Here is a 26,201-nt window from a genome sequence, read left to right as displayed (position 1 = left end):
AAATCCAGCATCACTGAAAGCGAGCAATGCTGTAGGGAGTAATATCAAATACAGTTGGCTGCTTTGCAACCACGTTTGCGATGAGTTCACTGGTGATAGCGGCCTGTGTTAATCCTAAGTGTTGATGACCCAGTGCAAAAATCACATTTTGGTGATTAGGGGCTGCCCCAATCACTGGTAGTGAGTCGGGTAATGATGGTCGAGGGCCCATCCAGTGGGTGCCTTGCTCAACATCTGCAAAGGCTTTGAGCATTGCTTTTGCGTGGGTGAGTAGGCGCGCAGCGCGCGTGTACAGTGGTGCTGTATTTAACCCAGCAAATTCAACGGTGCCAGCCAATCTTAATCCAGATTGCATCGGGGTCATGATAAACTGTCTATCTGCAGAGGCGACGGGTCGTGTTAATGCATGTGTGCTGAGCATATTGTGATAACCACGTTCAGCTTCAATTGGAAGCTTGTATCCCAACTGTGCACAAAGGTCTTTACTCCAAGCACCTGTACAGATCACAATTTTGGCAAAGTGGTTGTGTTCGCTCTGCGGTGTTGTGAGATCAACGGAGTTGCTCTGAACATTTATTTCGGTGATTGCTTGTTCTATAAATTCACCGCCAAGATTTACGAACATATCATAAATACAAAGAGATAACTGATGAGGGTCAGGAGTGTGCCCAACATCTTTAAACAGCAATGCATAATTGACCTGATCACTCAGCTGAGGTTCTAAAGCATGCACCGCTTGTTTATCAAGCAGTTCGACATTTACACCGTTAGATGAATAAGTGTGATACACCTTTTCAACTGCCCGGAGGCTGAAATTTTCAAAAGTTAACAGGCTACCATTGAGTTTTATATGATCATTAAAGTTGTCGCCCAACAATCGTTTGTATGAATCGAGGGCGGGGGTGTTAAGTGCCTTGAGTGCCGTGCTATTTCGTCTGTATTTATCTGTCGGCATATTGGCGCAAAACCTTGCAAACCAAGGCAATGCTTTAAGAATATAGCGCCAATCAATCCTCAATGGGCTCAAACTATCCATGAGCATTTTTGGTAATTTGCCAAGCAAGGCCTTATCAGCAAGTGGAAAAACTTGCTCGGTTGCAAAATGGCCCGCGTTTCCGATTGAGCATTTAGTGCCAATCCCATTGGGATCAAACAGAGTAACCTGATAACCGTGTCGCTGTAACTGAAGCGCGTTACACAACCCGACAATTCCTGCTCCGATTACTGCAATTTTTTTATTTTTGGTCATTGTTTTACCCTCATTTTAAATTGCATCTATCGCTTAAAAGTAATGCTTATTGCTAACGAAAAAAATTAAACCCTTATATATCAGTCTTTTAGTTTTGATTTTCATGATTTTTCTCAGACATTATGAAATTTCCTAAAATAGAATATTGATTATTGTATACAATATACCTATAGTAAAAAGCAAGAACGATAACAGAGGAAAAACCATGAATGTAGAATGGCAGGGGGTTTACCCAGCGGTAACCACACAGTTTAATGATGACGAATCGATTAACTTTGACACGACCAAATCAATGATCAATTCACTGATCGAAGAAGGGGTACACGGCATTATTGTTTTGGGTACTGTGGGTGAGAATTGCTCTTTGCGTGCAGAAGAAAAACGACAGATTTTGACCATGGCAAAAGAAGTTGTGGCAGGTCGCGTACCTTTAATTTCAGGTGTGGCAGAAACAACGACTACGCTAGCAGTTGAATTTGTACAAGATGCTGAAGAAATCGGGATTGATGGCTTTATGGTATTGCCCGGTATGGTTTATCGCTCAACCGAGCGAGAAGCGATTTATCACTATCAGCAGGTAGCACGTTCTACCGCATTGCCCATTATGATTTATAACAACCCAATCACGTATGGCGTAGATGTTTCGATTGAGGGTATGCGTACACTTGCTCAAGAAGCAAATATTGTTTCGGTTAAAGAGGCGACTGAAGATACACGCCGCATTAGCGAGCTATTTGCTGCATTTGGCGATCGCTTTGTCGTATTTGGCGGTGTAGATGACATTGCACTAGAGAGCTTAATGCTAGGTGCAACAGGTTGGATTTCAGGTTTGACCAATGTATTCCCGCGTGAATCAGTGGCGATTTACAAGCTTGCTCAACAGGGTAGATACGAAGAAGCCAGAGAGTTGTGGCGTTGGTTCTTACCATTACTGCGCTTAGATACGATCCCAACATTAGTGCAATGCATCAAATATGCAGAGCAGCTTGCTGGACGTGGTAGTGAGAAAACACGTGCGCCACGTTTGACATTGAGTCAAGAAGACAAGGCTTATGTGAGTCGTCTGTATGATGAAGCCATCACCAATCGTATTGACCTAAGCAAATATAAGCTTGATTAAGGAATATCGAAATGAACAGGGGTACATTTTTTTGTATTGATGGCCACACTTGTGGCAACCCTGTACGTCTTGTCACAAGTGGCCACCCGATCTTAAAGGGGGCCACAATGGCTGACAAGCGGCAGCACTTTTTAGCCGAGTATGACTGGATCAGAAAAGCCTTGATGTTTGAGCCTCGAGGTCACGATATGATGTCGGGCGCTTTTCTTTACCCTCCTTGCACTGAAGATGGAGACATCAGTATTCTCTTTATTGAGACCTCTGGGTGCTTACCCATGTGTGGTCATGGCACCATTGGTACAATAACATTTGCGCTTGAGCAGGGGTTACTTCATCCCAAACAACCTGGAAAAGTAAAAATTGACACGCCTGCAGGGAGAGTCAATGCCGAGTATGAGCAAAGCGAGGGCAAGGTAAAATGGGTGAAGCTATTAAATGTCCCTGCATATTTGGCTCATTCTGAGTTGACGATTGAGGTATCGGGGCTGGGAGAGCTGGTGGTCGATGTCGCTTACGGTGGTAACTTTTATATTATTGTTGAGCCTCAAGCAAACTTCAAAGGAACTGAGCAAGTAGATGCCGATACGTTAATAAAGCTAAGTCGTGAGGTGAGGGCTGCGGTCAACGCAAAAGTTGATTGCATACACCCAGAAGATCCGAGTGTATCTGGCGCATCCCATGTACTTTGGACTGGTGAACCTCAAAAACCAAATTCCTCAGCGGCCAATGCGGTTTTCTACGGAGATAAAGCCATTGACCGCTCGCCCTGTGGCACAGGCACAAGTGCTCGTATGGCACAGCTGTTTGCAAAGGGACAGCTGCAACCGCAACAAGAATTTATCCACGAAAGCTACATAGGTAGCCAGTTTATCGGCCGAATAGAAGACGTAACCGAAGTGGCTGGCAAAGCTGCAATTCGTCCTAGTATACAGGGCTGGGCCATTCGAACGGGCACCAACTGTATCACCGTCGATGACGATGACCCTTATGCATTTGGGTTTCAAGTGATCTAACTACTTTTGTGCACACATCAAAAAACAGGAGGCAATCATGACATTTACAGGTTTAAGTTATATTGCTGGACAATGGCTTGAGAACAACCAAGGTAACGTTTTTCAAGGGTTTTGTCCTGGCACGAATGAATATTTACCGACTCGCTTTTATGAGGTATCGGACGAGCAAATTTCACAGGCTACCGATGCCGCGCATGCAGCTTTTAAGCAATATCGAAGTATTTCAAATCAGCAGCGTAGCGAGTTTTTAAACACCATCGCAGATGAGATCTTAGCGCTTGGCGATATTCTCATTGAAACAACCATGCTAGAGACTAATTTACCTCGTCAGCGCCTTGAAGGTGAGCGTATGCGTACGGTAAATCAGCTGCGTGTATTTGCTGATGTATTACAGCAAGATTTAGCTCCGTTGAAACTGAGCTGTGCGGAAGAAGGTGATGAGACAAGAACACCAATTCCAAAACCTAAAACGGCGCTGACTTATTTACCTGTTGGGGTTGTTGCCGTTTTTGGTGCGTCAAATTTCCCTTACGCATTTTCTACTCTCGGTGGTGATACTGCTTCAGCCCTCGCGGCCGGTTGTGCCGTCGTTGTCAAAGCTCATCCAGCGCACCCCGCAACGAATGAATTAATGACCAAAGCAATAGCGAGTGCAATTGAAAAGTGTGCCATGCCTGACGGCTTGTTTTCTATGCTACAGGGCAGCGAACACAAGACCTCTCATCAATTGGTGAGCGAACCTATGGTTAAAGCAGTAGGGTTCACAGGTTCTTTAGGGGCGGCAAATGCGCTGCTTAAAACAATTCATCAACGGGTTGAGCCCATTCCTTTTTATGGCGAGCTTGGTAGTGTAAACCCGCAAATTGTTTTACAAGATTACAGCCAAAAACAAGGTGGCGTGTTAGCGACTCAATTGGTGAGCTCTATGGCGATGGGCCATGGACAGTTTTGTACAAGTCCAGGCGTTTGGTTTGTGCCGAGTGAAGATGACAATTTAGTCGACGCTGCTATTAAAGCGATAGAGGCGACTCCTTCGGATACTTTACTCACACCGGGAATTTTACAGGCTTTCAATCGCAGTACTACTGCGCTGAACGAGCACGATGCAGTGTCGCTGCTAGCAAAAGGACCACAGACGAAGGACTATCATGCGTCTGCGCATTTGTTTTCCTGTGATATACAAGATTTTGTGAAGGATGTAGATTTGCAAGAAGAGGTGTTTGGACCTTGTGCCTTACTAGTGAAATACAGAAGTTATGATGAACTATTGCTGGCCATTGACGGATTAGCAGGTCAATTGACGGCGAGTATTTACGGTGAAACTCAAGAGCTGAAGGAGCAAGCGAAGCTGATTGAGGCATTGAGTTTTAAAGTTGGGCGTATTATTTACAGCCAAGCGCCTACCGGTGTAGAAGTGTGTATGTCTATGAATCATGGTGGACCTTTCCCTTCTTCTACTGATGTAAGAAGTACTTCAGTTGGTACTAAAGCAATGACGCGATTCTTACGTCCGTTATGCGTGCAAGGTGACCAATAGTAAAGTAGGGGTAGGTATCTATTCTTACTCAATAAAGTCTACTTTTTTACTAAGTAGACTTTATTATTGGATTAACTTAGCAAAGTTCAAGTGTGGCTCACGTGCAATTTAGATTTAGCTACGTATAATGTAAGCCACTGTAAATTTTTGATTAACCCTATGGCGATTGTACATAAAACTAGAACTCAACTTGTTGCCGAAGCGATTAGAGACAAAATTTTAAGCGGTGAAATTAAAGCTGGAGAGCCTTTGCGTCAAGCTGCACTCGCCGAAGAGCTTAATGTGAGCCGTATTCCAGTTCGTGAGGCTTTGCTGCAATTAGAAGCGGAAGGCTTAGTGAATTTTGAAGCGCATAAAGGCGCTACGGTAACCAGCTTAAGTGCCGATCAAATTGATGAAATATTTGATTTGCGTGCCTTGTTAGAAGCTGAATTACTGCGTCACTCAATCACGCATTTAACCAACCGCGACTTATTGGAAGCGGAAGCGATTTTAGCCGATTTAGAAGACGCCGTTGAAGCGGGGGACTCTCAATTAGCGACAGGCAAACTCAATACTGAGTTTCACAACAAGTTGTATGGACGCGCAAATCGTCCCCAAACAAGAGAGCTCGTTGCTGTTTATAGCAAAAACTCTGAACGTTATGTGCGTATGCATATTTTATTGGCAGGCGGCATTAACACTGCGCCCGAAGAACACAGGCAGTTGTTGCAATTATGCCGTGACAAAGACATTGACGGTGCGTGTGAATACTTAAAATGCCATATTCTAAACGCAAAAGACGGCATCAAAGCACTTTTATTGAAAATTGAAGAAGATGCGTAAGGATTATGGCAAGCCATTTAGCTCAGTTTGATGAGTAAAATGGCTTATCGCCCGTCTTACTTTTATTGCTCGCTTATTGCCATACTCCTACGCTCATTTCTGAGGTGAATCCTGGTCCAAATGCAGCAAGTAAACTGGTGTCTCCTTTGGTTGCATGATCAAAAGTTCGGCGCAGCACGTCAATTACGGCAACACTCGATGTATTGCCTGTTTCTGCCAAGCATGCCCGCGAATGTTTAACTTTTTCAGGTGCCAGATCTAAGCAGCGCTCTAGTTCATCTAATATGCGCCTTCCGCCAGTATGAAAAATCGTATTGTCGACATTATTGGCATCGATATCCAATTTGTCTTTGCAAAATGACTGCAAGTAAGGCGCAACATGTGGAATTGAATGCATTACATCTTTGTCCAGAGAAAACTTGAATCCTTTGTCGGTTAACTGGTATTCGATGTAGGGCATGGTGTCTTCAATTGTGACGCTTTGGTTGTGAGTTAGCCGCAGCCCCGAAATCTGATCGTCTCCGCGCATCACAACAGCAGCGGCGCCATCGGCAAACAGTGAGTTACTGATAAAATCTTGTAGGCGGCCAGCTTCTTTGTGAAAGCACAGTGAGGACGTTTCAACGCACACAATCAATACGTTTCTATCCGGGCGGTGTTCACAGTATTCAAATGCACGACCAATTGCCGATGCGCCAGCAACGCAGCCCATTTGTGCTATCGGGATCTGCTTTGTATCCGGCCTAAGTGACAGGCGGTTGATAAGATGTGCTGTTAAAGAAGGCATCATAAATCCAGTGCATGAAGTGGCGATAACCATATCAATTTCATCCACGTTGAGTCTGGCATTGTGGATAGCTTCACGCGCGACATTTTCCGCCATTTCTATGGCCGCATCTTGATATACTTTGGCTCGCTCTCCAAAGTCACCTTGTTTGACAACATCTGTTAAAGGCATGATGAGATGTCTTTTTTTTACTTGTGCATTTTGAATCATATCAAAAGCGCGTTTTTTGTGCGGGCTGTCGGGGTGGCAAATTTCGATAACCGTCATGATGTCATCGGCGTTTACTTCATAATTTGGATAGTAAGTTGCTGGTTTACTTAAAGTTGTCATGACTAATTTCTCCTTAATTGAGTGACACTAAGCAAGACCTAACGCCGCTTTCTTTTATTTCACATTTTTTTAAAGAGTTTTAATTTATTTGTTTTAATTTGGCTTAAATGATTGATTTTAAAGGGTTTATAATTTTAACTTTTTTGCGTTTGGATGATTTGTTTTTAGAGCCAAAGTACGTTCAATTTTGAGGGGGATGATTGTTGCGTGTTATGCATTTATTTTGAGTGTTAAATCTTACGTTCTACCTGTAAATCAATGAAAGTAACATTGATTTACAACCGAAAACGCATCTTTACGCATCTTTTCCTATCTTTTCATTGTTTTTAAGTTATTGTATTTTAAGTTTTTTATAACTTTAAAGGCCAAAATTTAAATAACTTTCTGAGTAAAAATTGTCAGTTGAGTCTTTATTGCGCTTTTATTAATTTTTCATTCATTTTTCTCGCTCTAATGTCGAGTCAAGCGCCATGGCAAGTAAAACCAACATCAATTTAGGAAAGTATCTATGAAGAAAACCGCGATCAGTATAGCGATAGCAATGTCGGCAGGAGGTGCAATCACCCCTGTATTTGCAGATGAGCAGGCCGCACAAATTGAGAAAATAGAAGTTACAGGCTCTCGTATTAAACGCTCTGATATGGAAACTGCCAGCCCGGTCACGTTTATTGGCGCTGATGCTATCCAAGCGAGCGGTGCTGTGACGATCGATGATGTATTACAAGACATCACAGCTGCGGCAGGGGCCATGACTAACCCCGGAGTAAACAACGGCTCAGGTGGTAACGCGAGCATCAACTTACGTGGGTTAGGGGCACAGCGTACACTGGTGTTGGTCAATGGTCGTAGAATGATTAATTCAGGGACTGGGGCTGCATCAACGGTGGACTTAAATACTATTCCGGTCGCCATGATCAAGCATATTGAGGTATTAAAAGATGGTGCTTCAGCAGTTTACGGTACTGATGCTGTGGCAGGTGTTGTAAACATCATTCTAAAAGATGATTTTGAAGGCGCAGAGCTCAATGCTCAGACTGGCTTATCTGGTGAGGGGGATGCTGAGCAGCACAATATCGACCTGACAGTGGGTACTAGTTTTGACAGAGGTAACATGGTGTTTGGCGTTCAATACATGGAACGTGGATCTGCGAGCCAGGCAGATCGAGACTTTTCGTCATGCCCATTGAATGAGACTGATGGTGGAAAGTCGCTGACATGTGGTGGATCAACAATTACCCCAAATGGTCACCTTTATCTTGAAAATGGTAAAGAGTTACAGGGTGACGAAGAGGGTAACTATGCGGAATATAACCCTGAAACGGACCCGTACAACTATGCTTCAGATAGTTATTTGTACACCCCCATGCAAAGGTTAAACCTTACTGGCGTGCTAAATTATGAATTGACTGACAATACTTCATTGTTCACTGAGGCAATGTACTCGAAACGGTGGTCAGAACAGCAAATGGCGCCACAACCAGTATGGTTTGACTTTACCTATACCGAAGCCATGGGGGATGATTTATTAGAACATGGTGCAGAGTACGGTGATACAGTTCACTACCGTCGTCGTATGACAGACACTGGCACACGAGATTTTTCGCAGGTTGTTGACACAGTGAGAACGGTTGTTGGTGTTGAAGGCATACTAGATAACGATTGGAGTTGGGACGTTGCCGTTAATTTTGGTCGCAATGACTCTGTCGACCAGTTATCAAATTTACACAATATTGGCAGTTTGACTGAAGACATTGAGCTGGGTAATTTTAACCCACTCGATCAGGCATCTTGGTCAGCAGACAATATGACAGATTATTTGTATACCGAGCAAAATACGGGGGGCAGCCAAATGTTGAACTTCAGCGCATCTTTGGCTGGAGATATTATAGAGTTGCCTGCGGGCTATTTAGGCTTTGCAACCGGTATTGAAAAGCGCACAGAAAAAGCGTGGTATACGCCAGATTCACTTACCTCTCAAGGTCTGGCTAATGACCCTAAAGTGGAGCCTACTAGTGGTTCATACGATGTCAATGAAGCGTTTGTAGAATTTGCTATTCCTATTTTGGCAGACAAAGCGTTTGCGCAAAATCTAGATTTGAGCGCTGCAATTCGGGCATTTGACTACTCCAGCTTTGGTAGTGACTCTACTTGGAAGCTTGGTTTCACTTGGAAATTGAACGATCAGTTAATGTTTAGAGGTGTGAAATCAACGGCATTTCGAGCACCTACAGTGGATGAATTATACGGCGGTAAATCACCATCGTTCGAGCAGATCTCTCATCCTTTGTTAGACAGTCAAGCTGAAGTGATTGTGGGGGGCAATGCCAACTTAACTCCTGAAGAAGCAGACACTTTGACCTTTGGTTTAGTATACGAGCCGAGTTTCGTTGAAGGTTTGTCACTGACTTTAGATTACTACGACATAGCCATTACAAATGCGATTAGTGAAGTTAATAACCAGTACATCATAGACAATTGTGTTGATAGTAATGGGGGGTTGATCAATCAAAGTTCACCGGTATGTGCTTCAGCCAACATGCAAATCTCTAATGGCAAAGCGACGTTTAACAACCAGTTGCAAAATATTGGTGACGAAACAACACAAGGTTATGACGTCAACGTTGCTTATAGCTTTGATGCAGCTGGCTTAAACTGGCGCGCAGGCTGGGATACATCAATCTTGAAAGAGCGTACAGTAACTATGGCAGGAGAAACGGTCGACTACACAGGGCTGATCACTTCCGGCTTGGGCGGCTATGCGGATATTAAATCGAGCTTATCGTTAGCGGTTAAAGCAGAGTCATGGAGTGCCAACTACAAAGTACGCTACTTATCTGGTATGGATAGTTTTAGTTGCCTAGAGGATCCAACGAGTTGTTACGCTCCGAGTACACCAAGTATGGTTTATCACGATATTTCAGGGAGCTATTTTGTAAGCGATACGATTAAGTTGACAGGTGGGATCAATAATCTGTTTGACAAGCAACCCCCTTATTACTCAGGAAACAATGATTCGAATACCGACCCTTACACGTATGACACTCTTGGGAGGTATGTATACGCAGGTATGAACATCCAATTTTAATATCAAGGGTAAAAATTCATTTTTCACACTCTCCGTAGAGGGACCAAAAGGGCTGCAGTATTTGCAGCCCTTTTTTTTAAATATTTGTGGGCTAAATGTAACGTAATGTCGTTTAACGTCTATATTGTGAGAAAGCAACAATGAATTGGAGTTGGGATGAGCGTCCGAATTTTAGTAATTGATGATGACAACACATATCGTACTTTACTCTCACAGGTTTTCGCGGAATATGACGTCAGTGTTGCATCTAGTGGTGAAGAGGGTTTAAAAAAGGCCATTGAGTTAAAACCCCATGTCATTTTACTAGATATTGTGATGGCGGGTATGGATGGCTATGCAACCTGCTCTGAGCTGAGGAAAGTAGAGCACCTGAGACACACACCCATTGTTTTTATATCCAATTTATCCTCGTCAGATTGTCGTTTGAAAGCATTTGAAATTGGGGCAAACGATTATGTGTGCAAAACAACTCACCCAGAAGAGCTTAAAAGCAAGGTTGTGGCAATTCTAGAAGCTGATCATGACTATTTTGAAGCCCACGCAGATATTGCTGAAAAAGAGTGTTTATTACTGGATTTACAAAGACAAAATGCCAGTATGAAAACCATTGGGTTGTTTATGCAAGCGACCCACTATTGTAGCGATCTTGAAGTACTACAAAAGATCTTCATCAATACCTTATCGAGCTTGGATCTTCGCGCTGTCGTTCATTTCAAAGACAGAACGCTTTTTCGCAGTACATCTGGTAACGTCGCAAAGCTCGAGAAAGAGTTATTGTTGCACCATGAAGACTTTGAGCGTGTCCATCAGTTTGATCATGGACCTATGATTTTTAACTGGCGAAGCAGTATTTTATTGGTTAAAAACGTTGGAGAGTTAAGTGACATATGCGCGCACGTTATGGATGCGTTGGAGCTGGCCATTTGCAATCTCAATCGTAGAGCCGAGATGGTGGAGCAAATACTCTCGATTGAAAAAACCAACAAAGAGATCTTGGCGAGTTTAAAAGACACAAAGGCGAAATCTAACACAAACCTTAAACAGCAATTGTTTGACTCGGGTCTTATTTCACAGTTTGACCTTCAAGACGAAAATGATTTGGATGAACTCATCGCCAGTTCAAGTGATGATTTGATAGGCATGGTCGAAGCGTTTGGCGACAACGCGGAGAAGATCAGCGCAATTTTAGGCAGTTTGAAAAAGCCACCACAAGAGTTACGCTTTTTGTTTAAAGAAAGTATGACCACCTCTGATGCGACCCTATTTTAAAGTAACAAAAGAGCGCAACACTGTTGCGCCCCTAAAGTGATAATTTAAAAATAATAAAAATCAGTGTATTAGAGATTAAATTAATTTTTTTTCGCATTTTTTCTTGAAATCATTTCCCCTTGTCCATAGATATAGTTATGAGGTCGCCGTAAGGGGCCGAAAAATTACTTAATACATTGTTTAATAAGCCTATTTTTCTGCTTTTCGAAGAGTAAAATAGGTGCAATATCGCTTTATGAGGATACACTTATGCGTACAGTAGATTTATCACCACTTTATCGTTCATTTATCGGCCTAGATCACTTGGCCACGTTAATGGATTCAGCGCAAAGAAGTTCAGAAAAACAGTCAGGTTTCCCACCGTATAATATTGAAGCCTTAGACGAAGATAAGTACCAAATTACCATGGCCGTTGCAGGTTTCAGCGAACAGGAGCTGTCACTTGAGTCGGAAAATAACACGCTGACCGTAAAAGGTGAGAAACAAAATAAAGAAGCCGCAGCAGAGCGAAAGTTCATTCATCAAGGCATTGCAGAGCGTAACTTTGAACGTAAGTTCCAACTGGGCGATCACATTAAAGTGATTGGCGCAGATTTAGAAAATGGCTTGCTAAAAATAAATCTGGAACGCGAAGTACCAGAAGCTATGAAGCCGCGAAAAATCGCAATCGGCGCTAATAAATTGCTCGACTAAGCGCTGTTACTTTTCCCTTATTCCTTGTTATTTGTTTATTGATGTTTCCAACCAGCCGCCGCTAGGCGGCTTTTTTTGTTGCTAAAAAGCCCCTTCCATTTTTAATTAAATATTTAGGTAAAAAAGGAACAGCTGCTCTTTACATGTTTTCTTGCAATCCGTATGGTTATGTTAATTTTTTGTAATCAAGGATTGTGTGATGAAATCGATTTTTTACGTATTTCTTGTGTGGCTGAGTTTCGCAGCTGTGGCTAAAACGCAAGTATTGACAGAATATACCTCATTTACCCAACACGGTGACCACCGTTTTGCAGTCAATTTAACCCCAGTAGATCCCAGTGGACGACATATGCTTGAACTTGAATTAGGGTGTGCAGAGCAAGGGTGCAGTGATTGGGATTACACCGTGAGGTTTGAGTGGCACCAAGGAGACACGCGCTATGAAATGGGTCGTTTGATCACCCCTTATGCGGGCTATATGCAAAGAGGAATGCACGGTTTTGATCGCAGTTGGCGCAGAACCTACTATTTTGATGTTTCTCATCTTGCTCCGGTATTAAGTGGTGAAGGCACATTTAATGTGCATTATGGTGGGTGGGGCGCCAAAAAAAGTGCGTTTGGTGTGAGCGCAAAGCTAATTTCTCAACCGGGTTTTTACAATCGACAAGTGAAAAGGGTGATCCCGTTGTACGAGTCGGGCTCTGAAGGTTGGCCATATAAAACGGCACAGGATTTTGCCAATTTACTGCCAGCTAAGTCAGTGACATTTGAAGCGGGTGAAATACATGCTGAAATTAAGATGATAGTGTCGGCGCACGGCCATGCTCTGTCTTACGACAACCCCGAAGGCAAAGCAGAGTTATGTGGAGAATGGTGTGACCGTTATTTCACGCTCAGTCAAGACAATGAGCTAATCGTCAAACAAAACTTATGGCGTGATAACTGCGATCAGAGTGCAACTTTCCCTCAGGGGGGAACGTACTTATTTTCGCGCGCAAATTGGTGTCCAGGGGAAGCGGTAGCGCCATTTAGTTTTTCTGTTTCTACAGACAAAACGCGCGCTCAATTTGACCTAGATTGGCAAGCATACAGCTGGCAGCCTTCTCAATATGGTAAAGATGCTCCTCGGTATATTGTGAATGCGTTATTGGTAACATACGGAGATTATGACCTCAAGGAAGATATTGCACTTAAGCGGATTTTAAAACCTAACGCTACGATGCCAGATCGCTTTGGTATGTCTTGTGGCGAAATAGAGGTGGAAATTGAAAACTTAGGCAATTCGGACATTGATGAGCTCTGGTTTGACTATGGCGTCGAAGGACAAAAGGCGCAACAATATTATTGGCAAGGAGAGTTGCCAGCGGGAGAAACTAAGCAAATTAACTTTGCGACAGCATACATGGGAAGGTTTGCTGCCAATGGTTCTGAGCTTACTGTGGCTGTGCGAAGCACCGCAGATCAACAGGGCATAAATAATACCCAAACGGTGAAAATGAAGGCACCTATTGCGCTAGGCACAAGCGCCGTATTGCATTTGTTATCGGGAAAACAAGGAGCAGAAACCAGTGTATCGATCGTCGATAGAGACCAAAATACCGTAAAGCAATGGGCAACGTTTTCGAACGCAGCTTGGCATGCACTACCACTCGATGTGCCCGCAGGATGTTATACACTGAAAATTAACGACAGCGAACATGACGGACTCGCATTTCCGTTTTTTAATCAACAAAAAGGCAAAGGTGAAATTAAACTGCATCACAGTGGTAAAGCCGATGCTCACGTAACTCGGCTAGAAGCTGACTTTGGGCGCGAGCTATCCATTCCTATCACAATAGGTTTTGAGTTTGGTGGTTGTGCTGCAAGCGATTGGCAAAAAGATGTGGCATATCAAACTCCTGGGCAGCAAGTTGCCTATCAGGGCGTGATATATCAGGCGCGTCATTGGAGTTATAATTTTGCACCTGACAGAGCTGGGCCTTACGATGCTTGGCATGCAGTTAGCTACTGTGATGGCAGCGCCTTGTAAGCTTATTTTTTGTCGTAGTAGCGACTCATTTGCGGGTTGGTGTTGCACAAAAGATTGGCAATTTCAGCCCGAGTTTCAGCGCTTTTATTTTGACTAAGCTTAAAATTCCCGGTGAGAGTATCGAGTTTTACTTTGAAAAATATGAGCGCGTTACACATTGCCTTCAATTGTTTTTCTGGCACCGAACTTAACTGCCACGGATCTTTGTCGTTTTCAAAGGCATTCAAAATATGTTGCATGGTGAGCACTTGCTGTTCAAAGTCATCGATTGATTCCAACGTACCAGTACAATGTACCGTGACATAATCCCAGGTTGGCAACTTTATACCTTCGATTTGCTTGGGCGATAGATAAGTATCCGGGCCGCGAAACACAACCTCTATCGATGACGAAATAAAATGCTTTATGGGGTTTTCACCTGTTGCATGACCAAAAATGGTCAGAGTATCTCTGCATAGGCTGACTGGCAAGTGACATATATGTGATGGTGCCGTTTCACCGCCTTTGCAGAACAGCGTTGCCAATGGAAAGCGCTCAATGACGTCAAATAGTGCATCATTGTCACTTTCCACATAGGTTTTGACAGGATAATTCATAACCAAGATTCCAAACGTTGTTTAATATCGGGCCACATATCGTCGATGATACTAAAACGTGCTGTGTTTCTAAAACCGCCATCAGGTAGTTTTCGATTTTTTAAGTGAATGCCCTCAAAATGAGCACCCAGCCTTGCAACGGCACTGCGAGATTTGTGATTTTGCTCATGGGTCTGGAATTCAATGCGAACCAAGCCAAGAGTTTCAAAAGCATGCTGAAGTAAAAGATACTTTGCATGGGTATTAATGTGGCTGCGCTGCCAGTCTAGACCAATAAAAGTATGGCCAATTTCGGCTTGTAAATTGTGCGTATCTAATCTGAAAATTCGAGTATTGCCAGCAACTTGATTGGTTTGTGCGTCAATAATCGCAAACACAACTTGTTCTTGAGGATCAAACTGTGCTGTTTGTTCAAACCAAGTTTGCAAGACTTCTTGGGATTGGCAATAGCGACTGGGCACCCAGCGCCAAAGCTCTTCTGCTTGGCCTACCTGTTGCAATTGGCTCAGGTGTGCTTGGGAAAGTGGCTCTAATCTTACTTTACTGGTCGATAATGTCATTGCTTTTAACATGGTGGCTCCTTTTATGATGGCGAAAAGCATGCTTGATGCGATAGGTTTTAGCCTACTTGAAACTGGTTAGGTTAAAACAACCAGTTTTAAATAAATTGCTATACCAGCTTGTCAGTAAGGTGTGTTTTTTATACGCTAAGGCTACCGTGATATTTATCAAATTTATTATGTTTACAGGTCGTCCGCTCGATGAGCATGTTAAAACCGCTAAACATGCTCAGATGGCTCAACAAGTGCGCGAAGCGATTCAAAGTGGTCAATTAAAACCGGGAGAAAAACTCCCGTCAGCACGCACATTAGGGCAACTATTTGGTCTTAATCGGCACACAGTCATGTTGGCCTTGCAAAATTTGGTCGCCGAAGGGTGGCTGATCTCAGAGCTTCGAAAGGGTTACAAGGTTAATCAGCATTTACCTGTGGTGGAAAGTGCACAAGTTGAACTAAAAAACGAGCTGTATCAACCAGTATTGCCCCAATTTGCTAACCCACTGGCAGCAGTAAAATCAACTCAGTTAAGTGACTATCAATATAATTTTGCTGGTGGGTTACCCGATGTGAAGCATTTTCCATTCGACGAATTTAGGCGCAGTATGAACCGGATCTGCCGGAGCAGTAACGCGGCAGCATTTCATTACCAAAATACCGCAGGAGAGCCTGTACTTAGGGAGCAGCTAAAAGCATATTTAAGAAAAGGGCGCGGGCTGAGTTGTGAAGATGTTTTAGTTTGCAACGGCTCTCAAGAAGCTTTGTTTTTAGTAGGACAGGCATTTTTATCGCCAGGGCAAGGCGTGGCGATGGAGGCGTTAGGTTACCCCCCCGCACGCCAAGCATTTCTTGCATCTGGTGGTGTCATTCATGATATTGCGCAAGATGAACAGGGGTTGTGTGTTGATTCACTGGCAGAATGTCTGTCACGTGCGGATATACGTTTAGTGTACTTAACGCCTTTACATCAGTACCCGACCACGATCACCATGTCGGTTGCCCGCCGATTGGCGATTTACAAGTTGTGTGCACAGCATGGGGTGTTTATTGTTGAAGATGACTACGATCATGAGTTTCATTATCGTTGTCCACCGTTACAGCCCATCGCGGCAAATGATCCGGCTCAAATAGTGATCTACCTGTCGACTTTTTCTAAGATCATGTTTGCGGGTGCACGGTTAGGGTATGTCACAGCGGCGCCTGTCGTATTACAGCAATTGATAAGATTAAAACAGCTAATAAATCATAAAAATGATGTATTGTTGCAATTGGCTATTGCAGATTGGATGGCAACGGGGTGTTTTGAGCGTCATTTACGGCGTATGACTAAGTTATATCAACAACGCTGTGATTTAATGGCTGCGCAGTTGTCTCAGTTTCAAAGCCAAGGACATGACATTGACTTCAAACAACCAGATGGCGGCATGGCTTTTTGGGTCGACCTGAAGCGCGACATTGCTTTTTTGCCCAATAAATTACATGAGGCGAGCATTTATGCGCTGACTGAGCACGCATTTTGTGGTTCACCGAAGGCGTCATATAGCCACATACGGCTTGGGTTTGCAGGTCAAAATGCAGAGAATATTACGGCGGGGCTAAAACGGATGTTTGCGTTGCTTTGAGGTCTAATTAAGCAGGAAAAAAGGCCCATGCCTAGGCCCACTGTATCGACATATGATTGCATGTTTTTTTAAAAGGGAATGCTTTATTTCCTATCAGGCGCCCAAGCAAGTTGCCCGTTTATATTTGCAATGTCATATTTGAGTCTGCTTTCAACCCAGCTACCATCTTCTTTTTGGCATAATGCGATGATATAGCAATCTTCTTCGCCAGGGATCCCCTCAAAGTGGATATTACGGCAACTCGATTTATATGAGCCTGGGGGGGTTATGAAAGACATCTATCAAGTACTCCATTTTGGTTAATGACAATGCAGCTTGTTCTAAACTAAGCTGCTCCAACAAAGTGATGATGTCCACTATAAAGGGAATTAACTGCTATAAACATTACACATTATTACACGGGCAATAGCCGCTGAATAAATCTATCTATTTGAACTGCGGATTTTTAATTTACCGGTTTCGTCTTCAAATGTGATCACAAAAACTTTGTCAAATTCGTCCTCAGCGATGCTGACAGCTCGACCAGTTAGCAGTGCAACCAAAGTGGGTGTTGTATTGCTGTGGCCTGCAACGACTATGGTGCCTGTCTGTTTTTTGAGCATGTCTGCAAATTCTTCTAACTTCCCAGGGTTATACATTGAAATATGCGTATCTATTAGATCAGCAAGTGGCGCTAGTGTTGCTTTAGTACGGTTGTAGTCAGTTGAGTAAAGTTTTGTAGGCTCATAGGGGAGCATCATTTGCGCGATGTAGTGCGCGCGTTTGATCCCCTGCTGTGTCAAGCTGGGATCAACGCCTTTTTGTTTCTCGGCATGTCTGACGAGAATGATATTTTCTGGCATAGCGAAGCTTGAAAAGCTCAATAGGCCCAAAAGCAGAATTAATACAGTACGCATAGTGAGTCTCCTTATCTTCTTGTGCTCTGTCGTACTATATCGTGTTCTGCTCTATGGCGCACCCGTATCAGTGATTTCATAGCGAGTACAATACCTGTCCGCTGCGGACACAATTTCTGTCCGCGGACGCTTTTTTACCTACCATAAAAAATAAAGTTAATATAAATCAATGGCTTACTTTTGGCATGGTATTGGTATATCTCAATGCATCAGGATATAAATGAGTGATTGAAATGATTAAAGATACCAGTGGACAGGATCAAAGCGTTCAGAAAAAGCGGCCAATTTATAAACGCAAGAGAGCTTCCATAATCGGAGCGGGCGCGGCGTTGTTTGGGGTGTTGTTGTGGTTGCAGTTATCGCCACAAGCACAGCATTCTATCGAGAGAGAGCAGTTAGATATTGCCAAAGTAGAATTTGGCAATTTAGTACGCGAAGTAGGTGCCCAAGGCAAAATTGTAGCAGCACATGCGCCAACCATTTACAGCCCGGAAATAGGTGTGACGACCTTATATGTAAATGCTGGTGACAGTGTGCATAAAGGGCAGCTCGTTGCTCAGTTACATAGCCCCAAGTTAAGCAGTGAGTTGAAACAACAAGAATCAGAATTATCGCGTCTAGAAAGCGAATGGCAAAGGCAGCAATTAGAGTCACGGCGTCAGGCTCTGGCGCTTGAAAAGTCTTTAGATTTAGCCAGAGTCACGCTGGATGCTGCTGAAAGAGAGAATCGGCGAGCACAGATTTCGATTAAGACAAGCTTAATTAGCCAAATAGATCTGGAACAAGCACAGGACGAGTTTGCACGCGCCAAGCTGAACTTTACTCATGCACAAAAAGAAGCGGAGATCGGCCGTGATACGCTGAAATTTGAACTTGCCTCTGTCAAAAGTAATGTTGAGCGTCAGGCTATTGTGGTTGAAGAAATAAAACGCAGAGTGACCAATTTACAAGTACGAGCATCGGTGCACGGGATTGTTGGTAACTTATTGGTGCAAAATAAATCGGCAGTGAGCCAGAACCAACCCTTGATGACATTGGTTGATTTGTCAGCCTATGAAGTCGAGTTGCAAGTCCCTGAAAGTTATGCCAATGAGTTGGGTTTGTCTATGCCTGTACTCATGCGTATTGGCGCAAAAGAGTTTGAAGGTAAACTCAGTGCCATATCGCCAGAGGTCAGCGATCGTGAAGTGACCACCCGAGTAAAGTTTTCCAATCAAGACATTTCTGGTATTCGCCAGAATCAACGAGTACATGCCCGTATTCAACTAGAAAGTAAGCAAAATGTGCTGAAAGTGAAGCGTGGCCCATTTTTAAATACCGGTGGATATATCGCTTATCGCTTGCATGACAATGTGGCGCAGCGTGTAGATATCAAAATTGGTTCAAGTAGTTTAAAAGACATTGAAATCATTGCAGGACTTCAAGAGGGTGACGAAATCATCGTCTCTGGCTATGATGCGTTCAGCGATGCAAGTTCAGTGCTAATCAGACAATAAATAAGGAAGACATGTGATGTTACAAATGCAAGATATCGGTAAGTTATATCAAACCGAAATGGTCCAAACACAAGCACTGAGAGAGTTTAATTTAACGGTCAATGAAGGTGAATTTATTGCTGTGACTGGCCCTTCAGGGTCAGGAAAGACAACATTTTTAAATATTGCAGGGCTGCTTGAGCCATTTTCATCTGGTCAATACATGCTCGATGGCGTTGATGTAGGGAAGCTCAATGACAATCAGCGTTCGGACCTGCGAAATCAAAAAATAGGATTTATTTTTCAAGGGTTTAATCTAATTCCAGACCTGAATCTGTTTGAAAATATAGAAGTGCCGCTGCGCTATCGTGGGATTAAAACAGCGGAGCGAAAAAGACGTGTTGAGCAATGTCTAGAACAAGTCGGATTAGCTGGGCGCGCGCGTCATTTTCCACAGCAATTGTCTGGAGGCCAACAGCAACGTGTCGCAATTGCACGTGCATTGGCTGGTGAGCCGCGCTTTTTACTGGCAGATGAGCCGACAGGAAATCTAGATAGCTTAATGGCAAAGCAGGTTATGACATTGTTGGAGGAATTAAATAGGGCGGGTACAACGATAGTGATGGTGACGCACGATCAAGAGCTTGCGAGAAGAACACCGCGTAACATTCAAATTGTAGACGGGCAAGTTGCTGATTTTACCTTATACCAAGGTGTACAAGGCACGCGTGAAAACACACAAGCGCCATTGGGGGTTTAATATGTTGCTACATTATTGCGATTTAGCGTGGCGAAACATCAGACAGACGCCCTTTATCAGCGTATTGATGGTCATCGCGATTGGTATAGGGATCGGCGTGACGATGACAACTTTATCTGTTTATCACATGAAAAGCGCGGATCCTATTCCGAATAAAAGCGCACGGCTTCATGCTTTGCAGCTCCAGATTATGGATGATGGTCAGACTTGGCGCACACCAGATAACCTGCCGCAACAGGTAACTTATCAGGATGCAATGTATTTATTAGAGCATTCATCATTGGAAAAAAAAGTTGCGATGTTCAAGTCGGGCGCTGCGATTCATTTAGATAAGCCTGACAGTGCGCCTTTTATTAAAGACGTGAGGGTAACAAGTAGAGATTTTTTCGACATGTTCGGTATGTCTTTCTTATATGGAAACGTATGGAGTGAAGCTCAAAGTGAGCAAGCCGCACCTGTTGTTGTCATCAGTGAGGTGCTATCGCAAAAATTATTTGGCCGAAAGAACGCCTTAGGTGAATCCGTGTACTTAGGTGATCGCCGCCATGAAGTTGTCGGCGTAACAAAAAAATGGCATCCAGCAGTGAAGTTTTATGACGTAAACAATAGCGCCTTTGATCTCGCTGAAGAAGTATTTATTCCGCTGAGCCACGCTGAAGCTTATCGAGTTTCAAGTTGGGGAAATACCAATGGCTGGAAGAATGAAGATATTAACTCTTTTGAGCAATTCTTAAACTCAGAAACGGTGTGGTTGCAGTTTTGGGTTGAACTTAATTCTGCGTCAGAAAAAGCACAGTACGGGCAGTTTTTGCTAGATTATATGCGCGAACAACAACAGCTAGGCCGCTTTAATCGCAAAGAGCTAGAGTACAATTTGCAGCCAGTGATGCAGTGGCTAAAGTACAATCATGTGGTGAGTGCAGACAATAAAATATTGGTTGGACTGAGCTTTATGTTTTTAGCCGTGTGCATTGCAAACATATTAGGGATGCTACTGGCGAAATTTCTAAAACGCGCGCCCGATGCCGGTGTAAGGCGTGCGCTGGGGGCAAGTAAGCGCCAGATATTTTATCAACACTTGGTTGAGGTGGCTATATTGGGGTTACTTGGCTCTGTGGTTGGTGTGGTTTTGGCGCAGTTGGGCTTGGCGGGGATCAGAGAGTCTAAATCAGGTTATGAACTGATCGCGACCATGGATTGGCAGATGTTGTTGATCTCGCCTGTTATTTCTATCTTGGCATGTTTAATTGCAGGTCTTTTCCCTGCCTGGGTTGTATGTAAAACATCACCAGCTACACACTTAAAAATACAATAAAGGAGTGCTTTAAATGTCTGAGATCAAACCTATTTTAAGCGCCTTAACACGGTCAAAAACCGGGGCCATTTTACTGGTCATGCAAATTGCCATTACCTTAGCACTTGTGAGCAACGCAATGTCTATCGTTGCAGACAGAGCAGAAAAGATAAACCAAACCACCGGGTATGATGAACAAGGGATCATATCTTATACCCTATTAACTTATGACAAAGATACCGACATACCAAAACAATTTAAAGAAGACATTAGACAACTTAAAGCGCTGGATGGTGTGATTGATGCGCTGGCGGTAAGCTCTATCCCTCTGTCGCGCAGCGGCGGATCAAGGACATTAAGTACCGATCCAGAAGAGCATAGCGGTAAAACTGCAGACTCAGGGTATATTCGAGCAAATCATCATGTTATTGGCGCACTGGGGTTAACCATTAACGAGGGAAGAGACTTTGCGCAAAGTGATGTGATTTATGGCAGAGATGGTGATTACCCATCAGTTGGCATTGTAAGCAGAGAAGTCGCTGACAAACTTTTTGGAAAAGGTAATGGGTTAAATGAAACTGTTTATAGCGGAGATGATGCATTCAAAATAATCGGGATCATCGATACGCTGAAAAGCCAATGGCCACGTTCAAAGATGGGAAATAGCTTGATATTTCTTCCCATTGAAGAAGCGTTAACTTACCAAAAATTTATCGTCAAGACGACGCCACAAAAACGCGCACAGGTCATAAAGCAAATAGAGCCTCTATTGCTAGATCTCGACCGTGGTCGAGTGGTTATGAATATCAAAGGGCTGGACACGTCAAAAGCGGATACTTATGCCGGTGACACATTAATGATCCGTATGTTAATTGCAATTGTCGTGTTTTTAGTGATTATTACTGCGCTGGGCATATTTGGTCTAACACATTTTAATATCAGTAAACGCACAAAGCAGATCGGTACTCGGCGTGCGCTGGGAGCGAGAAAATCGACCATTTTCAAATACTTTTTATTGGAGAACTTGCTGGTCACCGCTTTAGGTGTGGTGATTGGCGGTGTTGGTGCACTGGTGCTAGGGAGAGAGCTGATGGGGCACTATAGTGTTCCTCCGCTTGAAACAAGTGCAGTCTTAATAACTGCAATGATGATGCTATTGATGAGCTTTATTGCCGTCTATTCACCTGCTCGGCGTGCCGCAAATATTTCTCCAAGTGTGGCAACTCGAAGTATTTAAAAATTAGGAACAACACTATGTTACACTCGAAAGGGTGTAACATAACTATAAAAAGCACATGGATAAAATACTGATTATTGACGATAACCCTGCTGTTTTGCAGTCGTTATCTCTATTATTTGAGCTACATGATTACCAAGTGGTCGAGGCTTCAACTCCTTTTGAGGCTGAACAAGTTGTGCGCTATCAACGAATTGACTTGGTTATTCAGGATATGAACTTTTCTGCTGATACAACTTCAGGCGAAGAGGGTAAGGCGCTGTTTTTTAAGCTGCGAGCGATTAACCCTTGCTTGCCCATCATCTTGCTAACCGCATGGACTGAACTGGAAATGGCAATTTCTCTCGTCAAAGCTGGGGCCGCAGACTATTTAGCTAAACCTTGGGATGACGAAAAGTTACTTGTGAGCGTGGCTAATTTAATAGCGCTTGGCAAAGCCAGTGAAGACAGTAAACAGCTGCAACGGCAAGAGCAAGAAAGGGCACAATTCAATGAGGGCGCTCAGCTTTGTGGTCTGATATATAAAAGTGTTGCTATGCAGCGCGCTGTTGAAATGGCTGTACAAGTTGCCAAGTCTGATGTTGCAGTGCTTGTCACGGGGGCCAATGGCAGCGGGAAAGAAAAAGTTGCAGAGATAATCCAAGCCAACTCTAGGCTCGCGAATAAACCGTTTATTAAAGTAAATGCAGGTGCACTACCAGACAATTTAATCGAAGCTGAGTTATTTGGCGCTGAGGCCGGGGCGTATACCGGTGCGAATAAACAGCGAATTGGCCGGTTTGAAGCCGCTGATGGCGGCACGCTTTTTTTGGATGAGATAGGTAACTTACCTTTGTCAGGTCAAATGAAGCTGCTACGAGTGCTACAAACTGGAGAATTTGAACGTCTTGGTTCTGTAGAAACTCGCAAAGTGAATGTCAGGGTGATTTCAGCCACCAATGCACAACTTTTAAATGACATTGCCGCAGGTCGCTTTCGAGAAGACTTATATTATCGACTGAATGTTATTGAGATACAACTGCCAAACCTCAGCCAAAGAGTCGATGATATATTACCCTTGGTGCAGCACTTTTTGCCGACTCGCGTGTTGACCCTTAGTGCAGAAAAGTCACTGTGTGCTCATTCATGGCCCGGCAATGTTAGAGAGCTAGAAAATGCGTGTAAAAGAGCGGGCGTGCTAAAGCCCACAGGTGAACTCGATGCTGCCGATTTTGGGCTTACAACAATTGCAGCAAAATCAGCGCCACCGGTGCAGGGCCGTGAACCGTCGAAGCAAGAGCTTCAGCAAGCCATGCGTCAATGTGAAGGTGTTATAGCCAAAGTAGCGAGGCAATTTGGCATGAGTCGCCAAGCCTTGTACCGACGCTTGCAAAAATATGGAATTGAATATTAATGGAGCAAACCCACCGTAAACTGACCCATAGAGCGGGCTTGGCCATAGGCGTAAGTTTGGCACTTGCCTGTTTGCCCGTGGGGTTTCTAGTGTCTTGGCCGGTATGGCTTTGGACCACGTTAAGCGCTTGGATATTGGCTTGTGTGGTCTTAAAGCTATTGCTGAAGCCGTTTTTACAAACCCTTGATGCACTTCAAGTTGGGTTGCTTAATTTCAAAGATGGTGACTTTTCAAATCAGCTGGCCTATCAATCGAACGATGATTTTGGTGATTTATGTCGACTATATAATGATACAGCGCAACAGTTAAGAACTGAAAAACAGTGGCTTTATCAACGGGAAATGATGCTAGACAAGATGTTGCAAAGTGCACCACAGGCATTGTTGCTCGTAAATGATCAAGAGGTTGTGGTATTTGCAAATCCAAGTGCTCAGCGTTTACTTGGTAGCTCGTCTCCTTTAGAAGGTAGCAAGGTTGCAGATTTAACACATGGTGTCCCCAAGGAAATAATGCATGCTATCACGCAACATACCGACGGTTTGGTGAGCGTGAAGTCGCCGCACAGTGAGGAGCAGATATGGCATAGTGCCGTTGGTAAATTGATACTGAATAACCAACCTCATAGCTTGTATATTTTTAAGCAGTTAACAAGGGAGCTAAATAGGCAAGAGGTCGCGGTATGGAAAAAGGTCATTCGAGTGATTAGCCATGAGCTGAATAACTCATTGGGGCCTATTTCGTCTATGTTGCATAGCGGTAAAATCATTGCCAATAAGCTAGATGAGTCGCGTTTAAATAGAGTATTTAGTACGATTGATGAGCGAATTGAACACTTATGTGAGTTTATTCAAGGGTATGGCACATTTGCGAAGTTACCAGTCCCACAAATTAAGAAAGTTGAGCTATTGCCTTTGCTAGACGCAATGCAAATGCAATGGCCTTGTACCGTTTCATGTGAAGTGAGCGTCGTACATGCTGATCGTGGTCAATTGGAGCAGTTGCTCATTAACTTACTAAAAAATGCGCATGAATCTGGATCGCAGCCGGGCTCAATCGAACTGGATATTGTCGCCATTCCCAAGGGCGTGAAGTTCCGTGTGTCTGACAGTGGACCTGGTATGACACAAGCAGTACTTACAAATGCGCTAGTGCCATTTTATTCAACCAAGGCAAGTGGTTCAGGGTTAGGACTTGCTCTGTGCCGAGAGATTATAGACGCACACAATGGTCACATCAGCATCAGCAACAGAGCTGAGGGGGGGCTAATGGTTGAGGTTATATTACCTGATTAGCCGCGTACTTGGGATTCTATTGTGGAGGGCTTAGGAGTTGTACACCCCTCGCTTTGCTCAAGCCAAGATAACGTATTTTTGCTTAATACTATGGTACCCGACACAACTAAACTGGCTGCTGAAACAATGCCTGCACCAGCCATTGCCAGCGCACATGCTTGTCCAGAACATGCACCAAGCGAAGCGACTTGTTCACTTGTTAATACGTACTTTCGTTTCGTGACATTACACTGTTCATCGTAATAGTGGACTTCTTTAGAAACAAAGACACACCCAGCTAATACAACCATAAGCAAAACGCAAAGAAGTGGTAATCGCATAGAACTTTCCTTTCATTTTTTTGCCACGATATAGCTATCACAAATAATTTGAAAGTTAATTATTGTAATTAGGTGTAGCATTCGAGAATTAGGGAAGGGTGATGCGATAGCGAGCACTACCGCATCTAATTGATTACCTTGGTGGATCAATATGACCAGCAGTACTGGCGTTGATCCGAAACCATCCGGCAATAGAATAGCGCGATTTCTTAGCCGCGAGCACTTCATGGGGAAACTCATCGCTTAAAAAAGTGACCAAAGTGCCCTTTTTAGGCAATACACGGCAGTGCTCTTTTTCATGATCTTCAGCATCAAAGATAACCAGTTCACCACCATCTTGGGGTTGCCAATCATCGTTGAGATAAAAGACCGTGGTCAATACGCGGTTCGCTTTGCCTTTAAATGCGTCTAAGTGTTTTTTATAAAAAGCACCAGCTTCATAATGTGCGAAGTGGCTTTCATAGCTAAACAAGCCCATAAATAGACGACGATTTAAGTAGTCTTTTAAATCATCCATAGCATTTAGATAACCCGCTTCTTGCTGACTGTTTTTATCAAGCCAGCGGATTTTATCCCGGCGGATCTCGGCGTTTTTTTCATGGTCATTTTGTCGACCAATGCCTGCGGTTTGAAATGTATCCGCTTCTAAACTCGCAATGCGTTCATTGAGTGCTTGAATAATGGATGGGTCAATAGCATTTTCAATAATACTTAAGCCAGTCGCACGCAAATCATTGGCAATTTGCTCATATACGTTTTCAGTGTCAAAGTCAGACAAGTCGCACCTCCAGATAATGTGCAGGCTTTTTACCGAATCACGTG

The 26,201-nt window shown here is 43.6% G+C and carries 23 protein-coding genes; 15 read left to right on the top strand and 8 right to left on the bottom strand.

The window, feature by feature from the left end; genetic code table 11:
- Nucleotides 1-10 precede the first annotated feature (10 nt).
- Nucleotides 11-1,249 (bottom strand): NAD(P)/FAD-dependent oxidoreductase, encoded by a 1,239-nt coding sequence (locus QNM18_RS10645; RefSeq protein ID WP_284137175.1) that lies wholly within the window; start codon nucleotides 1,247-1,249, stop codon nucleotides 11-13.
- 205 nt (nucleotides 1,250-1,454) lie between these two features.
- On the opposite strand from QNM18_RS10645, the gene dapA reads away from it, so the two are divergent.
- The 4 genes from dapA (at nucleotide 1,455) to QNM18_RS10625 (ending at nucleotide 5,744) form a co-directional block, all read left to right on the top strand.
- Nucleotides 1,455-2,369: a 4-hydroxy-tetrahydrodipicolinate synthase gene (dapA, locus tag QNM18_RS10640; RefSeq protein WP_023402094.1), complete on the top strand. Its 915-nt coding sequence runs from the start codon at nucleotides 1,455-1,457 to the stop codon at nucleotides 2,367-2,369.
- Nucleotides 2,370-2,380: 11 nt separating this feature from the next.
- On the top strand, nucleotides 2,381-3,382 hold the full coding sequence (locus tag QNM18_RS10635; protein WP_211010762.1) for a 4-hydroxyproline epimerase: 1,002 nt from the start codon (nucleotides 2,381-2,383) through the stop codon (nucleotides 3,380-3,382).
- A gap of 37 nt (nucleotides 3,383-3,419) precedes the next feature.
- On the top strand, nucleotides 3,420-4,919 hold the full coding sequence (locus tag QNM18_RS10630; RefSeq protein ID WP_284137174.1) for an aldehyde dehydrogenase (NADP(+)): 1,500 nt from the start codon (nucleotides 3,420-3,422) through the stop codon (nucleotides 4,917-4,919).
- 159 nt (nucleotides 4,920-5,078) lie between these two features.
- A complete protein-coding gene (locus tag QNM18_RS10625; protein WP_023402097.1) occupies nucleotides 5,079-5,744 on the top strand; it encodes a GntR family transcriptional regulator in 666 nt (221 codons plus the stop codon).
- 73 nt (nucleotides 5,745-5,817) lie between these two features.
- On the opposite strand, the gene QNM18_RS10620 is transcribed toward QNM18_RS10625, so the two are convergent.
- On the bottom strand, nucleotides 5,818-6,861 hold the full coding sequence (locus QNM18_RS10620) for a type III polyketide synthase (RefSeq protein WP_211010766.1): 1,044 nt from the start codon (nucleotides 6,859-6,861) through the stop codon (nucleotides 5,818-5,820).
- A gap of 508 nt (nucleotides 6,862-7,369) precedes the next feature.
- On the opposite strand from QNM18_RS10620, the gene QNM18_RS10615 reads away from it, so the two are divergent.
- The 4 genes from QNM18_RS10615 to QNM18_RS10600 all read left to right on the top strand — a co-directional run bounded on the left by QNM18_RS10615 (nucleotide 7,370) and on the right by QNM18_RS10600 (nucleotide 13,937).
- The gene (locus QNM18_RS10615) at nucleotides 7,370-9,946 is read left to right on the top strand and encodes a TonB-dependent receptor plug domain-containing protein (protein WP_211010768.1); all 2,577 of its coding nucleotides are present in this window, start codon (nucleotides 7,370-7,372) and stop codon (nucleotides 9,944-9,946) included.
- A gap of 156 nt (nucleotides 9,947-10,102) precedes the next feature.
- Entirely contained in the window at nucleotides 10,103-11,215 is a 1,113-nt protein-coding gene (locus tag QNM18_RS10610; RefSeq protein WP_211010770.1) for a response regulator, read from the top strand.
- A 249-nt stretch (nucleotides 11,216-11,464) separates the two neighbouring features.
- Entirely contained in the window at nucleotides 11,465-11,908 is a 444-nt protein-coding gene (locus QNM18_RS10605) for an Hsp20 family protein (protein WP_211010772.1), read from the top strand.
- A gap of 199 nt (nucleotides 11,909-12,107) precedes the next feature.
- A complete protein-coding gene (locus tag QNM18_RS10600; protein WP_284137173.1) occupies nucleotides 12,108-13,937 on the top strand; it encodes a peptide-N-glycosidase F-related protein in 1,830 nt (609 codons plus the stop codon).
- A 2-nt stretch (nucleotides 13,938-13,939) separates the two neighbouring features.
- On the opposite strand, the gene QNM18_RS10595 is transcribed toward QNM18_RS10600, so the two are convergent.
- Both QNM18_RS10595 and QNM18_RS10590 read right to left on the bottom strand, forming a co-directional pair.
- Nucleotides 13,940-14,533 (bottom strand): FMN-binding negative transcriptional regulator, encoded by a 594-nt coding sequence (locus tag QNM18_RS10595; protein ID WP_284137172.1) that lies wholly within the window; start codon nucleotides 14,531-14,533, stop codon nucleotides 13,940-13,942.
- The gene (locus tag QNM18_RS10590) at nucleotides 14,530-15,105 is read right to left on the bottom strand and encodes a GNAT family N-acetyltransferase (RefSeq protein ID WP_211010778.1); all 576 of its coding nucleotides are present in this window, start codon (nucleotides 15,103-15,105) and stop codon (nucleotides 14,530-14,532) included. The genes QNM18_RS10595 and QNM18_RS10590 overlap by 4 nt, the downstream gene beginning before the upstream one ends.
- Before the next feature lie 167 nt (nucleotides 15,106-15,272).
- Here QNM18_RS10590 and pdxR point away from each other — a divergent pair, with 167 nt between their 5' ends.
- Nucleotides 15,273-16,712, top strand: a complete 1,440-nt coding sequence (pdxR, locus tag QNM18_RS10585) for a MocR-like pyridoxine biosynthesis transcription factor PdxR (RefSeq protein ID WP_284137171.1) — start codon at nucleotides 15,273-15,275, stop codon at nucleotides 16,710-16,712.
- A gap of 83 nt (nucleotides 16,713-16,795) precedes the next feature.
- Here pdxR and QNM18_RS10580 read toward each other — a convergent pair whose 3' ends face one another.
- Both QNM18_RS10580 and QNM18_RS10575 read right to left on the bottom strand, forming a co-directional pair.
- Nucleotides 16,796-16,990, bottom strand: a complete 195-nt coding sequence (locus QNM18_RS10580; RefSeq protein WP_023402106.1) for a CVNH domain-containing protein — start codon at nucleotides 16,988-16,990, stop codon at nucleotides 16,796-16,798.
- 144 nt (nucleotides 16,991-17,134) lie between these two features.
- A complete protein-coding gene (locus QNM18_RS10575) occupies nucleotides 17,135-17,608 on the bottom strand; it encodes a SixA phosphatase family protein (protein WP_211010782.1) in 474 nt (157 codons plus the stop codon).
- A 233-nt stretch (nucleotides 17,609-17,841) separates the two neighbouring features.
- On the opposite strand from QNM18_RS10575, the gene QNM18_RS10570 reads away from it, so the two are divergent.
- The 6 genes from QNM18_RS10570 to QNM18_RS10545 are packed head-to-tail and all read left to right on the top strand — an operon-like array spanning nucleotide 17,842 to nucleotide 25,059.
- Complete coding sequence (locus QNM18_RS10570) at nucleotides 17,842-19,104, top strand: efflux RND transporter periplasmic adaptor subunit (RefSeq protein WP_284137170.1); 1,263 nt, start codon at nucleotides 17,842-17,844, stop codon at nucleotides 19,102-19,104.
- A gap of 16 nt (nucleotides 19,105-19,120) precedes the next feature.
- Nucleotides 19,121-19,843, top strand: a complete 723-nt coding sequence (locus tag QNM18_RS10565; protein ID WP_284137283.1) for an ABC transporter ATP-binding protein — start codon at nucleotides 19,121-19,123, stop codon at nucleotides 19,841-19,843.
- Nucleotide 19,844: 1 nt separating this feature from the next.
- Entirely contained in the window at nucleotides 19,845-21,158 is a 1,314-nt protein-coding gene (locus tag QNM18_RS10560) for an ABC transporter permease (protein ID WP_284137169.1), read from the top strand.
- Nucleotides 21,159-21,171: 13 nt separating this feature from the next.
- On the top strand, nucleotides 21,172-22,374 hold the full coding sequence (locus QNM18_RS10555; RefSeq protein WP_284137168.1) for an ABC transporter permease: 1,203 nt from the start codon (nucleotides 21,172-21,174) through the stop codon (nucleotides 22,372-22,374).
- A 58-nt stretch (nucleotides 22,375-22,432) separates the two neighbouring features.
- Nucleotides 22,433-23,767 (top strand): sigma-54-dependent transcriptional regulator, encoded by a 1,335-nt coding sequence (locus QNM18_RS10550; RefSeq protein ID WP_284137167.1) that lies wholly within the window; start codon nucleotides 22,433-22,435, stop codon nucleotides 23,765-23,767.
- Nucleotides 23,767-25,059, top strand: a complete 1,293-nt coding sequence (locus QNM18_RS10545; protein ID WP_284137166.1) for a sensor histidine kinase — start codon at nucleotides 23,767-23,769, stop codon at nucleotides 25,057-25,059. The genes QNM18_RS10550 and QNM18_RS10545 overlap by 1 nt, the downstream gene beginning before the upstream one ends.
- Here the strand turns inward: QNM18_RS10545 and QNM18_RS10540 are convergent.
- Together QNM18_RS10540 and QNM18_RS10535 are read right to left on the bottom strand one after the other, a co-directional pair.
- Nucleotides 25,056-25,379: a hypothetical protein gene (locus tag QNM18_RS10540; RefSeq protein ID WP_211010793.1), complete on the bottom strand. Its 324-nt coding sequence runs from the start codon at nucleotides 25,377-25,379 to the stop codon at nucleotides 25,056-25,058. The genes QNM18_RS10545 and QNM18_RS10540 overlap by 4 nt on opposite strands.
- Nucleotides 25,380-25,512: 133 nt before the next feature.
- On the bottom strand, nucleotides 25,513-26,157 hold the full coding sequence (locus QNM18_RS10535) for a 2OG-Fe(II) oxygenase (RefSeq protein WP_211010794.1): 645 nt from the start codon (nucleotides 26,155-26,157) through the stop codon (nucleotides 25,513-25,515).
- Nucleotides 26,158-26,201 lie beyond the last annotated feature (44 nt).

Origin of the sequence: Pseudoalteromonas obscura (assembly GCF_030135505.1) — a bacterium.
In the GTDB taxonomy this organism is placed as follows: domain Bacteria; phylum Pseudomonadota; class Gammaproteobacteria; order Enterobacterales; family Alteromonadaceae; genus Pseudoalteromonas; species Pseudoalteromonas obscura.
Note: the sequence above shows the minus strand (reverse complement) of the source record. Positions and strands in the feature narration are given on the sequence as shown.

What these genes read in the sequence shown, in the direction of transcription:
- QNM18_RS10645 (WP_284137175.1), bottom strand. Translation starts at nt 1,249, where the DNA reads ATGACCAAAAATAAAAAAATTGCAGTAATCGGAGCAGGAATTGTCGGG.
- dapA (WP_023402094.1), top strand. Translation starts at nt 1,455, where the DNA reads ATGAATGTAGAATGGCAGGGGGTTTACCCAGCGGTAACCACACAGTTT.
- QNM18_RS10635 (WP_211010762.1), top strand. Translation starts at nt 2,381, where the DNA reads ATGAACAGGGGTACATTTTTTTGTATTGATGGCCACACTTGTGGCAAC.
- QNM18_RS10630 (WP_284137174.1), top strand. Translation starts at nt 3,420, where the DNA reads ATGACATTTACAGGTTTAAGTTATATTGCTGGACAATGGCTTGAGAAC.
- QNM18_RS10625 (WP_023402097.1), top strand. Translation starts at nt 5,079, where the DNA reads ATGGCGATTGTACATAAAACTAGAACTCAACTTGTTGCCGAAGCGATT.
- QNM18_RS10620 (WP_211010766.1), bottom strand. Translation starts at nt 6,861, where the DNA reads ATGACAACTTTAAGTAAACCAGCAACTTACTATCCAAATTATGAAGTA.
- QNM18_RS10615 (WP_211010768.1), top strand. Translation starts at nt 7,370, where the DNA reads ATGAAGAAAACCGCGATCAGTATAGCGATAGCAATGTCGGCAGGAGGT.
- QNM18_RS10610 (WP_211010770.1), top strand. Translation starts at nt 10,103, where the DNA reads ATGAGCGTCCGAATTTTAGTAATTGATGATGACAACACATATCGTACT.
- QNM18_RS10605 (WP_211010772.1), top strand. Translation starts at nt 11,465, where the DNA reads ATGCGTACAGTAGATTTATCACCACTTTATCGTTCATTTATCGGCCTA.
- QNM18_RS10600 (WP_284137173.1), top strand. Translation starts at nt 12,108, where the DNA reads ATGAAATCGATTTTTTACGTATTTCTTGTGTGGCTGAGTTTCGCAGCT.
- QNM18_RS10595 (WP_284137172.1), bottom strand. Translation starts at nt 14,533, where the DNA reads ATGAATTATCCTGTCAAAACCTATGTGGAAAGTGACAATGATGCACTA.
- QNM18_RS10590 (WP_211010778.1), bottom strand. Translation starts at nt 15,105, where the DNA reads ATGTTAAAAGCAATGACATTATCGACCAGTAAAGTAAGATTAGAGCCA.
- pdxR (WP_284137171.1), top strand. Translation starts at nt 15,273, where the DNA reads ATGTTTACAGGTCGTCCGCTCGATGAGCATGTTAAAACCGCTAAACAT.
- QNM18_RS10580 (WP_023402106.1), bottom strand. Translation starts at nt 16,990, where the DNA reads ATGTCTTTCATAACCCCCCCAGGCTCATATAAATCGAGTTGCCGTAAT.
- QNM18_RS10575 (WP_211010782.1), bottom strand. Translation starts at nt 17,608, where the DNA reads ATGCGTACTGTATTAATTCTGCTTTTGGGCCTATTGAGCTTTTCAAGC.
- QNM18_RS10570 (WP_284137170.1), top strand. Translation starts at nt 17,842, where the DNA reads ATGATTAAAGATACCAGTGGACAGGATCAAAGCGTTCAGAAAAAGCGG.
- QNM18_RS10565 (WP_284137283.1), top strand. Translation starts at nt 19,121, where the DNA reads ATGTTACAAATGCAAGATATCGGTAAGTTATATCAAACCGAAATGGTC.
- QNM18_RS10560 (WP_284137169.1), top strand. Translation starts at nt 19,845, where the DNA reads ATGTTGCTACATTATTGCGATTTAGCGTGGCGAAACATCAGACAGACG.
- QNM18_RS10555 (WP_284137168.1), top strand. Translation starts at nt 21,172, where the DNA reads ATGTCTGAGATCAAACCTATTTTAAGCGCCTTAACACGGTCAAAAACC.
- QNM18_RS10550 (WP_284137167.1), top strand. Translation starts at nt 22,433, where the DNA reads ATGGATAAAATACTGATTATTGACGATAACCCTGCTGTTTTGCAGTCG.
- QNM18_RS10545 (WP_284137166.1), top strand. Translation starts at nt 23,767, where the DNA reads ATGGAGCAAACCCACCGTAAACTGACCCATAGAGCGGGCTTGGCCATA.
- QNM18_RS10540 (WP_211010793.1), bottom strand. Translation starts at nt 25,379, where the DNA reads ATGCGATTACCACTTCTTTGCGTTTTGCTTATGGTTGTATTAGCTGGG.